The sequence below is a fragment of the Helicobacter pylori genome (assembly GCF_006440215.1).
GTDB lineage: Bacteria > Campylobacterota > Campylobacteria > Campylobacterales > Helicobacteraceae > Helicobacter > Helicobacter pylori_CS.
In genome coordinates this window covers 44,674-57,569 of the sequence record NZ_VEZH01000001.1, presented here as the reverse complement: position 1 = coordinate 57,569, position 12,896 = coordinate 44,674, and the positions used below count along the sequence as shown (strand labels likewise).

The following is a 12,896-nucleotide window of genomic DNA, read 5'->3' as shown; positions in this document are numbered from 1 at the left end:
AAATTTTTGATAGAGTGCATTTAACTTTCTATTTTTAAAGGTTTTTTAAGCGTGAAACGATTTTGCATAGCGTTAAAATCATGGCTTTCTATAAAAAATTTTAAGGCGTTTTTGGCATGTTCAAATACGGCGTTTTTTAAAGGCTCTTCGTTTTTGTGGAATCTTGAAAGCACATGCTCAATTACACCCATTCCTTTAGAAATCCCCACCCTCAAGCGATAATAAGAATTAGAACACAATAAATCAATGGATTTTAGGCCGTTATGCCCTCCATCCCCCCCACCATTTTTAAACCTCACAACGCCTAAATCCAAATCCAAGTCGTCATGGACAATTAAAAGCTCTTTGGTTTTGTAAAAATTTTTAGCGCTTAAAACGCTCTCGCCGCTTAAATTCATGTAAGTTTGGGGCTTTAAGAAGATAAAATCCTTATAAACGCATAAACAAGCGTTGTGTTTGGAAGAAAGAGTGAAAGAAAGATCCAATTCGCTAACGAGCGAATCTAAAATATCAAAACCAGCGTTGTGTCTGGTATGGGCGTAACGCAAAGTAGGATTGCCTAAACCTACTAAAAGCGTCATAACCTAAAATCACTTCGCCTTAATCACACCGATCACAGCGATAGAATCATGATCTAAAATCTTAACATTCTCGTGTTTTTCTAAATCGCGCACCAAAATAGACTCATTCACATCTAAAGGGGCTACATCCACTAAATAGTGATCGGGCAAATGCTCTGGAGCGCATTCCACGCTGATACGCTTTTTAGAGAGCATTAAAATCCCTTTATTTTTCAAGCCCACTGGAGTGCCCTGGTGTTTAACAGGGACTTTAAATTTAGACTTCACGCCCTTAGTAACAGCGAGTAAATCCACATGGATAAGCTCATTAGTAACAGGGTTTTTTTGGTATTCTTGAACCACGACTTCAAAAGTCTTATTCCCTAATTTCACCGGAAAAATCAAATGCTTTTTTTCCTTAAGGTATTTAATGAAAGGGTTTAATTTGAACGCACAATTCACATTTTCAACGCCCTTTCCATAAACATTTGCGATTAGATAGCCATCTTTTTTTAAAGCTTTAGCGTTAGCTTTAGTAATACTCTCTCTAATAACGCCTTCTAACATGTCAATCCTTTAAAATAAAATAAGGGCTTATTCTATCCAAAAAACCCTTAAAAATCAAAAACTGCTTAAAAGCTTTTCAAAGGATTGTTTGAACGCTATCAAGCCTTCTTTAAGGAGTTTTTGAGCGGTGTTTTCTAAATCAATGTTTTGCGCTTTTAATTCTTTTTTAAACGCTTCAATTTCTGTAATCTTTAAAGGGGTTTGATACTCGGTGTTTGGGTCAAGCAAATAAGCGTTTAAAGCCTCTAGGGGGGCTGTATTGATAGAGTTTTTAAAACACAGCGCTTTAATGTAATAATCTTTAACTAAAGCGTTGGATTTAACGCCGGTGGACGCAAAAAGGGTGCTTATTAGCTTATTGGCATGCTGATTGATTTGATAATAGCACTCCGTAGCGTTCATAATCCCGCTTTGAGCTTGCAAATTTTGTGGTGCTAAAGGGTCTATTTCTTTGTCAAATCGTGAGACAAACACGCTAATGACCGCTCTTTTTTGCGCTTCTTTGGCTAAGATTTGAGCGATTTCACCGGCAATTTTAGGCGAAAAAACTAAAGTTACATTAACAGGAATAGAGGCTTTAGTTAAAGCGCTAATCACTTCAAGCCCGCTTTCACTAGCCGGGACTTTAATCATCACATTAGGGCGATCTAATATTTTGAATAACCGCTTGGCTTCATCAATGCTTTTAGCGGCATCATCTTCTAAAAAAGGGTCAATTTCTAGGCTAATGTAGCCATTGTTAAGGTCTTTTTCATGTAAGGGCATCAACGCGCTAGAGACTTGTAAAATATCCTTTAGTGCTAAAGTTTCATAAATTTCTTTAGCTTTTTTGCCTTTGAGTTTAGCGATTTCATCTTTATAAAACGCGCTTTTTGTGATCGCTTCACAAAACAAACTAGGGTTGCTCGTCGCCCCGCAAATAGCCCCCTTATTGATGAGCTTTAAAAAGTCGTTTTCTAAAAAATCCCTTTCTATAAAATCGCACCACAAACTGAATTCTTGCATGTTTTATCCTTGTTTTAAATGTTGGTAATAGCTTTTAACGATTTCTTGGTCGCTAAAAAAAATCGTTTTGTCTTTGAAAATCTGAGTGTTTTCATCGCCCTTGCCTAAAATCAATAACACCTCATCGTCTTTTAAATTTTCTAAAGCGGTTAAAATGGCTTTCTTTCGGTCTTTTTCTATAACCACTTTAGAAGAATTATTGATGCCTTTTAAAATATCCTTAATGATGTCTTCTTCATTCTCGCTTCTGGGGTTGTCTGAAGTTAAGATGATTTTATGAGCGTAATAGCTCGCTATCGTTCCCATTTTAGGGCGCTTGGTTTTATCCCTATCGCCCCCTGCTCCAAAAAGAGCGGTGATTTTTTGGTTTTTAAAGCTTTCAAAGACTTGTTGCATGCCGTCTGTGGTGTGGGCAAAATCCACGATGACCAAGGGTTTGGCATGCACCACTTCCAAACGCCCCTTAACCCCATAAAAGTTTTCTAATAACGGCGCAATCGCTTCTAGCGGTAATTGAGTGAGCAGTTTGACCCCTAAAACGCCCGCTAAGATATTATAAAGGTTGTAACGCCCTAAAAGGGGGGAATGGATTAGAGCTGTCTCCTTATTGTTAGGATCTCTTAAATCCTGTTGGTAGCATAAAGATGCGCTAATGGATGGGGTGAGCGAAAAGGCTTGAATGTTTAAATGCGCTTTTTTATCCAGCGCGTAAGTGTGCGCGTTAATGGGGTTAAAAAGGGCGTTTGTTTCATCTCTGTTAATCGCTTTCAAGCCCTCATCTTTAAAAAAGCTGTTTTTAGCGTCTCTGTAATTTTCTATGCTTTTGTGGAAATCTAAATGATCGCTTGTGATATTGATGAGGATTTTAAGGGCAAAATCAAGCCCAGCAATGCGCTTTTGGACAATCGCATGGGAGCTCACTTCCATGATAAAGTATTCGCATTTTAAACGCACCGCTTCTTCTAAATCGCTATAAAGCTCTAAAAGAGTGGGCGTAGTCAAGCCCTTTTCTTTGATGCGTTCATCGTTAATAAAAAACCCTCTTGTGCCTAAAAGAGCGGTCTTTTTATTCAAATCTAAGAGCAAGGAATACATCAAGCTCGCTGTGGTCGTTTTACCATTAGTGCCAGTAATCCCTACAATTTTCATTTTAAAATCAAAATAGTTTTTAAGCTCGTTAAAATCTAAAATAGCCAGGTTTTTTTCTGCAATGAAAGGAGAGTATTTTTCATTTAAAGGCGTTTTGACAAAAAGGATTTCTTTAGGGTTTTCTAAAACTTCATGCGTGTTATCGCTTAAAAAAGAATAGGTGTGGTTTTGATAAGTCAGGGTTTTTTTAAGCTTCATTCTTTAAGCCTTATTGGATTTGAGGGCGTCTTCTAAAAGAGAGCGCAAAAAATTATCGTAAATAAAAGAATCTTCATGCATGTTTTCAATGTAATTTATCGCTAATTCATAATAGCCATAATGGTTCAATTCTTTCAAAAATTCATAAAAATCCTCTTTATTGTCAAAAATCACCCTAGAGCTGAACATCAAATCTTCAAACGCTTCCTTAAAGCCGCGCTCCAAGCTCAAGCGTTTGAAATCCGCATACAAAATGCCATTCAATTCTTCGCTTTTTTGAGAAATTTGCGCATCAATCTTTTCAGCCATTTGGTTTAGCCCCTCATCAAAAGAAGCGATCAAATTGATGATTTGCTCTTCAGCTTGGTTTTTTAAACTTCGTTTTTGCATAGCGATCAAGCTTTGATACAATTCATAAAAGCTATGGGCTTCTTTAGGAAAATCTTTAGCTATATCGCTCAATAACGCCCCTATTTTGGCTTTTTGGTTGTCTTTATCCAAAAACAACACTTCAGAAAAAAGGCGTAACGCTTCAGCGTAATGGGCTTGTTTGAACGCTAAAAAGCCATCTTTAATCAACGCACGCTTTTTAAATTCATAATCAAACTTTTGCATGCCTAATCATCCTTAAAGCTCGTGAAACTCCTTAGCGTTTTCTAAGCACACCACTTCTAAATTGGGGTGAATATCCATTTTAAGCTGCCTTTCAATGACATTTTTTAAAGTGATCTTACTGCTAGAGCAAGTTTTACACGCTCCCTCTAAAGCCACATAAATTTTCATGCTTTTCACTCCTAGCACTTCAATATTGCCGCCATCTTTGAGCAAGTAAGGGCGGATTTTTTCTATCACAATACGCACCGGTTTTTGTAAATCTTCATCGCTAAATTCTATCATTTTTAAAAACCTTATTTTTAAAATTTTACTTTAAGATACCATATAATGAGCCATTTTTATCAAACAACGCTTTTTAAGAGTGGCTCAAGGGCTAATTGGATAGAATAAAACCACTATTAGAATAAGGTTTTTATGACGATATGGAAATTAAAAACATCAAGGAGTTTGAAAAAGCTTCTAAAAAACTCCAAAAAGACACTTTAAAGATCGCTCTCGCTCTTTTGTTCCTCATTGGTGCTGCTTTGCTCGCTCTTATTTTTGGGCAGGCTAATTCTAAGGGATTGTTGCTCATCTTTGCGGCTGTGATTGGAGGGTATATGGCGATGAATATTGGCGCGAACGATGTGTCTAATAATGTCGGCCCTGCCGTAGGCTCTAAAGCCATTAGCATGGGCGGGGCGATTTTGATTGCTGGGATTTGTGAAATGCTTGGAGCGATCATTGCTGGGGGGGAAGTGGTTTCTACGATTAAGGGCCGTATCGTTTCGCCTGAATCCATTAATGATGCACATGTTTTCATCAATGTCATGTTGGCTAGCCTTTTGAGTGGGGCGTTGTGGTTGCATGTAGCCACTTTAATTGGCGCTCCCGTTTCCACTTCACACTCTGTAGTGGGGGGGATTATGGGGGCTGGAATGGCGGCAGCTGGAATGGCAGCTGTCAATTGGCATTTTTTATCAGGTATTGTGGCCAGTTGGGTGGTTTCGCCTTTAATGGGGGCTTTGATAGCCATGTTTTTTTTAATGCTCATTAAAAAGACTATCGCTTATAAAGAAGATAAAAAGAGCGCGGCTTTAAAGGTCGTGCCTTATTTGGTAGCGTTGATGAGCTTAACATTCAGCTGGTATTTGATTATTAAGGTTTTAAAACGCCTCTATGCACTGAATTTTGAAATCCAACTGGCTTGCGGCTGTATCCTTGCGCTTTTAATCTTTATCCTTTTTAAAAGATTTGTGTTAAAAAAAGCCCCACAATTAGAAAACAGCCATGAAAGCATTAATGAGCTTTTCAATGTCCCTTTGATTTTTGCCGCTGCGCTTTTAAGCTTTGCGCATGGGGCTAATGATGTGGCTAACGCTATAGGCCCCTTAGCGGCTATCAGTCAAACTTTAGAAGATGCAAATAGCCCCATAGGGAATACTTTAAGCTCTGTGCCGTTGTGGATTATGGTAGTAGGGGCAGCTGGGATTGCTTTAGGCTTGAGTTTGTATGGGCCAAAGCTCATTAAAACGGTGGGGTCAGAAATCACAGAATTAGACAAAATGCAAGCCTTTTGCATCGCGCTTTCTGCAGTCATCACCGTGCTTTTAGCCTCTCAATTAGGCTTGCCCGTAAGCTCTACGCATATTGTGGTGGGTGCGGTGTTTGGGGTGGGCTTTTTAAGGGAGCGCTTAAGAGAGCAATCAAGAAGGCGTTTTGCTAGAATCAGAGACAACATTGTAGCGGCACACTTTGGGGAAGATTTAGAAGAAATTGAAGGCTTTTTAGAGCGCTTTGATAAAGCCAATTTGAAAGAAAAATCGCTCATGCTAGAGAGCTTGAAAAAAAGCAAGAACACCGCCATCGCTTTGGAATTGAAAAAGAAAGAAAAAAAGTCGCTTAAAAAAGTGTATAAAGAAGAAGTGATCAAACGCTCCATTTTGAAAAAGATTGTTACCGCTTGGCTTGTAACCGTGCCGGTTTCTGCGCTTTTGGGGGCGCTTCTTTTTGTGGCTCTTGGTTTTATAGAAAAGTATTTCTAGGGTTTTTAAAGGCTTGATTTTTAAAGTTAGGCTTAATCTTTTATGTTAAAATTCTAAGATTTTATATTTATTTTATATTTATCGTTAGGTTTAAAGTCATGGGGAGGAATCAAGGAGCTTATTTGGATCCGTCTGAATCAATTCTGATGTTGATGGTTGCTTTTTTATTGGTGCTGTTGAACGCTTTTTTTGTGCTTTCAGAGTTTGCCCTTGTGAAAGTGCGTAAAACCCGCTTAGAAGAGCTGGTTAAAATCGGTAATTCCAACGCTAAACTCGCTTTAAAGATGAGTCAAAGACTAGACACTTATTTGAGCGCAACGCAGTTAGGCATCACCCTTTCTTCATTAGCTTTAGGCTGGGTGGGTGAGCCCGCTATCGCAAAATTGTTAGCCGCGCTGTTTGAGTCTATGGATTTGAGAGAAAATCCTATTTTTATCCATTCAATGAGCGTGGTTATAGCGTTTTTAAGCATCACTTTTTTGCATGTCGTGCTAGGCGAGATTGTGCCAAAATCTTTAGCGATCGCTAAATCTGAAAAAGCCGCTCTTTTTGCCGCGCGCCCTTTGCATGTGTTTTGGGTGGTGTTTTACCCGGTGGTGCGCCTGTTTGATGTGATCGCTCATTTCTTTTTAAAAAAAGTGGGCATCAATCCTAAAGAACATGATGGCACGCATTCTGAAGAAGAGTTGAAAATCATTGTGGGCGAGAGTTTGAGAGAGGGCATTATTGATTCAGTGGAGGGCGAAATCATTAAAAACGCGGTGGATTTTTCTGACACGAGCGCTAAAGAAATCATGACCCCACGAAAAGACATGGTGTGTTTGGATGAAGAAAACAGCTATGAAGAAAATATAGACATTGTTTTAAAAAGCCGCTTCACGCGCTACCCTTATTGTAAGGGTTCTAAGGATAATATTATCGGCATGGTGCATATTAGAGACTTGCTTTCGCGCTCCATTTTCACCCCTGAAATGCATGATTTCAAGCAAATCGTTAGGAAAATGATCATCGTCCCTGAAAGCGCTTCCATTTCTCAAATCCTTATTAAAATGAAAAAAGAGCAGATCCATACCGCTTTGGTGATTGATGAATACGGCGGCACGGCCGGGTTGCTCACTATGGAAGACATTATTGAAGAGATCATGGGCGAGATTAGCGATGAATACGACTTGAAACAAGAGGGCGTGAACAAACTTGAAGAGGGCGTGTTTGAATTAGAGGGCATGCTAGATTTAGAGAGCGTAGAAGAAGTGCTTCACATTGAATTTGATAAAGAATGCGAGCAGGTAACGCTTGGGGGCTATGTTTTTAGCTTGTTAGAACGCATGCCTATGGAGGGCGATACCATCATTTCGCATGGGTATTTGTTTGAGGTGTTGAGCGTGGATGGGGCTAGGATAAAACGCTTAAAAGCGAGTAAAAAAGATCAAGGAGAAAACAAAGCATGAAAAAAACAACCCTCTTTGTATTGGGCTTATTATTCAATAGCTCTTTAAACGCTGTTGATGGAGTTTCTAAAACCGATCTTTCTTCTTTGAGCATGGCTGAAGATAGCGCATCTTTGGACCACCCTAACGCTCAAAAACTCTCTTTAAAAAACGCATGGACTAGGGTATTGTCTAGCCATGAAGGCTTGCATGCACAAGAATACGCCATTAAGCGAGCGAGTAAAATGAAATTAGCGGCTAAACTTTCTTTTTTGCCTCAAATTGATTTGAGTGCTTTTTATGTGTATCTCTCTAACCCTATTAAAATGGATTTTGCCAGTCAAAAACAACCGGGCGTGCAAAAAGCCACCAACCAGATCCATCAAGGCTTGCAAAATATTCAGCAAAATATCCCCCCTCAAGTATTAACCCCTCAAATCCAGGCAGGCATACAAGGGGTGATGCAAGGTTTTGGGGCTTTGAGCAGCACTTTAGAATCCCCCTTATTGTTTTCTAAGCAAAATGTGGTGCTTGGGGCTTTGAGCATTATTTATCCCCTTTATATGGGTGGGGCAAGATTCACGATGGTGCGCATTGCGGATTTGATGCAAAAAGACGCCAATGAAGTGTATCGTTTGAAAAAGCTTTCCACTTTTCAAGAGCTTGTGAGCGTGTATTACGGCATGGTGTTAAACACAGAAGTGGCTGAAACTTTAGAAGAAGTGGAAAAAGGCCATTACAAGCATTTCCAAAACGCTTTGAAAATGCAAAAAGTAGGGCAAATCGCTAGGGTTGAAACTTTAGGCGCTCAAGTGGCTTACGATAAGGCCCATATCGCTAGCGTTAAGGCTAAAGATGTGTTAGAAGTTTCGCAGCTCTCGTTCAATTCTATTTTGTCTAGCAAAGACGATCTGGCGCCTTCAAGCAAATTAGAGATTCACACGGAGAAAAATCTGCCCGATTTGAGCTTTTTTGTTGCTTCCACGCTCAATTCTTACCCGGCTTTAAAGACTTTAGAAAATCAGATTCAAATTTCTAAAGAAAACACAAAACTTCAGATCGCTAAATTCTTGCCCCAAGTGAGTTTTTTTGGCTCTTATCTCATGAAACAAAACAATTCAGTGTTTGAAGACATGATCCCTAATTGGTTTGTGGGCGTGGCCGGGCGCATGCCCATACTTTCCCCCACAGGGCGTATCCAAAAATACCAAGCGAGCAAATTAGCGGAGTTGCAAGCCAGTAGCGAGCAAATCCAGGCTAAAAAAAACATGGAATTGTTAGTGAATAAGACTTATAAAGAAACGCTTTCTTATTTGAAAGAATACAAAAGCTTGATTTCTAGCGTGGAATTAGCCAAGGAAAACCTAAAACTCCAAGAGCAAGCCTTTTCACAAGGCTTAAGCACGAACGCTCAAGTCATTGATGCAAGGAACACGCTTTCTTCTATCATCGTGGAGCAAAAAAGCGTGGCTTATAAATACATTGTTTCATTAGCGAATTTAATGGCGTTAAGCGATCATATTGATTTATTTTATGAATTTGTTTATTAAAGGAAAAAATCATGTCAAATAGCATGTTGGATAAAAATAAAGCGATTCTTACAGGGGGTGGGGCTTTATTATTAGGGCTAATCGTGCTTTTTTATTTAGCCTATCGCCCTAAGGCTGAAGTGCTGCAAGGGTTTTTGGAAGCCAGAGAATACAGCGTGAGCTCCAAAGTCCCTGGCCGCATTGAAAAGGTGTTTGTTAAAAAAGGCGATCACATTAAAAAGGGCGATTTGGTTTTTAGCATTTCTAGCCCTGAATTAGAAGCCAAGCTCGCTCAAGCTGAAGCCGGGCATAAAGCCGCTAAAGCGCTTAGCGATGAAGTCAAAAGAGGCTCAAGAGATGAAACGATCAATTCTGCAAGAGACGTTTGGCAAGCGGCAAAATCCCAAGCGACTCTAGCCAAAGAGACTTATAAGCGCGTTCAAGATTTGTATGATAATGGCGTGGCGAGTTTGCAAAAGCGCGATGAAGCCTATGCGGCTTATGAAAGCACCAAATACAACGAGAGCGCGGCTTACCAAAAGTATAAAATGGCTTTAGGGGGGGCGAGCTCTGAAAGTAAGATTGCCGCTAAGGCTAAAGAGAGCGCGGCTTTAGGGCAAGTGAATGAAGTGGAGTCTTATTTAAAAGATGTTAAAGCTACAGCCCCAATTGATGGGGAAGTGAGCAATGTGCTTTTAAGCGGTGGCGAGCTTAGCCCTAAGGGCTTTCCTGTGGTTTTAATGATAGATTTAAAGGATAGTTGGTTAAAAATCAGCGTGCCTGAAAAGTATTTGAACGAGTTTAAAGTGGGTAAGGAATTTGAAGGCTATATCCCGGCGTTGAAAAGAAGCGCGAAATTCAGGGTCAAATATTTGAGCGTGATGGGGGATTTTGCGACTTGGAAAGCGACAAATAACTCCAACACTTATGATATGAAAAGCTATGAAGTGGAAGCCATACCCTTAGAAGAGTTGGAAAATTTTAGGGTAGGGATGAGCGTGTTAGTTACCATTAAACCTTAGAAAGGATTGTTTTGTTCAGATTGATAAGCGCATGGGTTTTACAAGACAAGTTCTTGTTTATCGTGTGTTTTATATTGCCTTTTTGTTTAGGGGTTTTAGGCACGCAAATCTTTAAACAAGAAATCCCAAGACAGCTCCCTATCGTGGTGGTGGATTTGGATAAGACCACGACAAGCCATCAAGTAGCGTTTGAATTAGGCGCAACGAGCGCGCTTCAAATCAAATACCAAGTGGCTAGCCTTTTAGAAGCCAAACGCTTTTTAAACTCCGCTGAAGCGTATGGGGCGTTAGTTTTGCCTAAAGATTTAGAGAAAAAAATCAAAATGGGGCGGAAAGTGGGTTTGCCCTTTTATTATAACGCTGAGTATGTTTTAGTGGGGAAAACGCTCAAAAACGCCTTCTTACAAACCGCTTTGACTTTAGACGCTAAAACCTTAGCCACCAAAGCTTTAGTGCGAGATTCCAATTTGATTTCTGCTAAAGCCCAAGCAATGCCCATCATTCTCCAATTGCATGCCCTATACAATGAAGAAAACAATTACACGCAATACCTTTTAAGCGTGATGCTGCCTTGCATGTGGCTTATTTTCATTGCGATTGGCATGCTCAATTTCATTCAAAAAACCTCTAACATGCGCGAGCTTTTGATCAGTATTTTAGCGAATGTGTGCGTGTTTAGTTTTTGGGGGATGGGTATGGCGTTTTATTTTAATTTCATTGGCATGCAGGGGAATTATGCGCATTTGTCATTGGTCTTTTTGGCGGTAGTTTTAATGGTGCTGATTATGAGCGGGTTTGTGGTGCTAGTTTATGGCATTTCAAAAAGTGCTATTGAAACCGCGGGCGCGATTGGGGTCTATACCGCTCCAAGCTTTGCGTTTGCTGGGGTTACTTACCCGCAAAACAACATGGAAATTTTTGGGGATTTTTGGAGCCATTGCTTGCCCATTAGCCATTTTATGAAGTTTTTTTTACAAGAGGCTTACTATAAGACGGATTTTACCGAGTCTTTAAATTCGTTAATGCCGCTTGCGTTCTTTTTAATCTTTTTAGTCTTAGGGCTTTTGATTTTTTATTTTTCTTTTAAAAAAGATAGGGCTAGCGCATGAATTTTTTTAAAATCCTTTTAATGGAATTAAGGGCTATTGTTTCTCATAAGGGCGTTTTATTAATCCTTATAGGCGCTCCTTTAATCTATGGTTTATTATACCCTTTGCCTTATTTAAAAGACATCGTAACGCAGCAAAAAATCGCCCTTGTAGATGAAGACAATTCCTTCCTTTCTAGGCAATTAGCCTTCATGGCGCAAAGCTCCAACGAGTTAGAAATCGCTTTTTTTAGCCCCTCTATGCTGGAAGCCAAAAAGCTTTTAAGAGAAGAAAAAATTTATGGGATCTTGCATATCCCTTCGCATTTTGAAGCCAATATCCACAAGCAGGTGCCTGTAACGATAGATTTTTATGCGAATTCCAATTACTTTTTGATTTATGGCGCGTTAGCGAATGCGGTGGTGGAGAGCATCAACGCTTTAAATGATGAGATAAGATTCAAACGCAACGCCCAAATAGAAGAAGCTGAATTAGGGACAGATGGGATTAAAATTAGGCCTATCGCCTTGTATAACCCTAGTGAGGGGTATTTGAATTACGCGCTCTCTAGCGTGTTTATTTTCATCTTACACCAGGTGATGCTCATTGCAAGCAGCATGTTTACTAGCTCCAGGCGTTTGGAATTGGCCCTTTTAGATAAAAAGCAAATCGCTTTAAGGCTGTGCACAAGACTCTTGGTGTTTATGGCAGCGTTTAGCGTTTTTATTTTATGGTATTTTGGGGCGCTGTTTTCTTTTTATGGGATCGAACGGCATGGAAGCGCTTTAATGGTGTTTTTGAATAGCTTGATTTTCATGCTTGCGACCTTGAGTTTGGGGTCGTTTTTAGGCGCATGGATCAAAAATGAAGCCCACACCACTCAAATCGTTTTGATTTCTTCTTTACCCTTGATCTTTATGATGGGTTTTGTGTGGCCTTTTGAATCCTTGCCCTCTTATTTACAGGTTTTCGTTCAAATAGTGCCAGCTTATCATGGGATCAGTTTGCTAGGGCGATTGAATCAAATGCATGCGGAATTTATAGATGTTTCTGTGCATTTTTATGCGCTCATTGCGATTTTTATTGCGAGTTTTATAGGGTGCGTGTTCAAACTCAACTCTTTAAAGAAAGCTTGTGAAAACGCTTAAAAACCTCATCACTTCCAAGCACCAGATTAAAGCGTCTCGCTTTTTAGGGTATCTTATGCCTTTTGATGATTTTGAAAAAACCCTTTTACAATTGAAAAAAGAGCATTTTAAAGCCGCGCATTTTGTAACGGCGTTCCGCTATTCTTTAGAGGGCAAAATCACGGAGGGTTTTAGCGATGATGGCGAGCCTAAAGGGAGTTCAGGCATGCCTGTGCTTAGCGTTTTGAGGCGAAAGGATTTAATCAATATAGGATTAGTGAGCGTGCGTTATTTTGGAGGCACGCTTTTAGGGGTGGGGGGCTTGATGAAAGCTTATGCCACTAGCGCGTTATTGTGCGTAGAAAACGCTCAAAGAGAAAACGCTTTTAAGGATTTTGTGGAGTTAGAAACTTTAAGCGCTCATTATTCTTATAAAGAATTAGACGCTCTTCAGCGTGAAATTAAGAAATTTAGCCTACAATTAAGCAAAAAGAATTTTTCAAACCAAAGCGTGGAAGTGGAAATCAGCGGCACGAGGGAAAATTTGCAAGCGTTTTTACAACAAAATAAGATAAATTAGGGAGA

13 protein-coding genes are annotated in these 12,896 nt (G+C 39.7%); 7 read left to right on the top strand and 6 right to left on the bottom strand.

Annotation, left to right across the window (positions count from 1 at the left end; translation table 11 throughout):
* Positions 1 to 20: 20 nt before the first annotated feature.
* Genes pth through FIM44_RS00265 form a run of 6 tightly spaced genes read right to left on the bottom strand, consistent with a single transcriptional unit; the run spans position 21 to position 4,376 of the window.
* Positions 21 to 581 carry an aminoacyl-tRNA hydrolase gene (gene pth / locus FIM44_RS00290; RefSeq protein WP_140578473.1) on the bottom strand — a complete coding sequence of 187 codons (561 nt, stop codon included), beginning with the start codon at positions 579 to 581 and terminating at the stop codon, positions 21 to 23.
* Between the two features lie 9 nt (positions 582 to 590).
* Complete coding sequence (locus FIM44_RS00285) at positions 591 to 1,127, bottom strand: 50S ribosomal protein L25/general stress protein Ctc (protein ID WP_140578471.1); 537 nt, start codon at positions 1,125 to 1,127, stop codon at positions 591 to 593.
* Between the two features lie 54 nt (positions 1,128 to 1,181).
* Positions 1,182 to 2,132 carry a transaldolase gene (tal, locus tag FIM44_RS00280; protein WP_140578469.1) on the bottom strand — a complete coding sequence of 317 codons (951 nt, stop codon included), beginning with the start codon at positions 2,130 to 2,132 and terminating at the stop codon, positions 1,182 to 1,184.
* A 3-nt stretch (positions 2,133 to 2,135) separates the two neighbouring features.
* Complete coding sequence (locus tag FIM44_RS00275; RefSeq protein ID WP_140578467.1) at positions 2,136 to 3,479, bottom strand: UDP-N-acetylmuramoyl-L-alanyl-D-glutamate--2,6-diaminopimelate ligase; 1,344 nt, start codon at positions 3,477 to 3,479, stop codon at positions 2,136 to 2,138.
* A gap of 3 nt (positions 3,480 to 3,482) precedes the next feature.
* The gene (locus FIM44_RS00270; RefSeq protein ID WP_001168571.1) at positions 3,483 to 4,094 is read right to left on the bottom strand and encodes a hypothetical protein; all 612 of its coding nucleotides are present in this window, start codon (positions 4,092 to 4,094) and stop codon (positions 3,483 to 3,485) included.
* A 12-nt stretch (positions 4,095 to 4,106) separates the two neighbouring features.
* Positions 4,107 to 4,376 carry a NifU family protein gene (locus FIM44_RS00265; RefSeq protein ID WP_000569298.1) on the bottom strand — a complete coding sequence of 90 codons (270 nt, stop codon included), beginning with the start codon at positions 4,374 to 4,376 and terminating at the stop codon, positions 4,107 to 4,109.
* Positions 4,377 to 4,516: 140 nt separating this feature from the next.
* On the opposite strand from FIM44_RS00265, the gene FIM44_RS00260 reads away from it, so the two are divergent.
* The 7 genes from FIM44_RS00260 (at position 4,517) to FIM44_RS00230 (ending at position 12,891) form a co-directional block, all read left to right on the top strand.
* Positions 4,517 to 6,118 carry an inorganic phosphate transporter gene (locus tag FIM44_RS00260; RefSeq protein WP_140578465.1) on the top strand — a complete coding sequence of 534 codons (1,602 nt, stop codon included), beginning with the start codon at positions 4,517 to 4,519 and terminating at the stop codon, positions 6,116 to 6,118.
* A gap of 98 nt (positions 6,119 to 6,216) precedes the next feature.
* Positions 6,217 to 7,566, top strand: a complete 1,350-nt coding sequence (locus FIM44_RS00255) for a hemolysin family protein (protein ID WP_120880722.1) — start codon at positions 6,217 to 6,219, stop codon at positions 7,564 to 7,566.
* Positions 7,563 to 9,095: a TolC family protein gene (locus tag FIM44_RS00250; RefSeq protein ID WP_140578463.1), complete on the top strand. Its 1,533-nt coding sequence runs from the start codon at positions 7,563 to 7,565 to the stop codon at positions 9,093 to 9,095. The genes FIM44_RS00255 and FIM44_RS00250 overlap by 4 nt, the downstream gene beginning before the upstream one ends.
* An 11-nt stretch (positions 9,096 to 9,106) precedes the next feature.
* Entirely contained in the window at positions 9,107 to 10,096 is a 990-nt protein-coding gene (locus FIM44_RS00245; protein WP_000071823.1) for an HlyD family secretion protein, read from the top strand.
* Between the two features lie 11 nt (positions 10,097 to 10,107).
* Positions 10,108 to 11,205, top strand: coding sequence for an ABC transporter permease (locus FIM44_RS00240; protein WP_140578461.1), 1,098 nt, complete (start codon positions 10,108 to 10,110; stop codon positions 11,203 to 11,205).
* Complete coding sequence (locus FIM44_RS00235) at positions 11,202 to 12,332, top strand: ABC transporter permease (RefSeq protein WP_140578459.1); 1,131 nt, start codon at positions 11,202 to 11,204, stop codon at positions 12,330 to 12,332. The genes FIM44_RS00240 and FIM44_RS00235 overlap by 4 nt, the downstream gene beginning before the upstream one ends.
* Positions 12,319 to 12,891 carry a YigZ family protein gene (locus FIM44_RS00230; protein ID WP_140578457.1) on the top strand — a complete coding sequence of 191 codons (573 nt, stop codon included), beginning with the start codon at positions 12,319 to 12,321 and terminating at the stop codon, positions 12,889 to 12,891. Before FIM44_RS00235 ends, FIM44_RS00230 begins: the two co-directional genes overlap by 14 nt.
* Positions 12,892 to 12,896 lie beyond the last annotated feature (5 nt).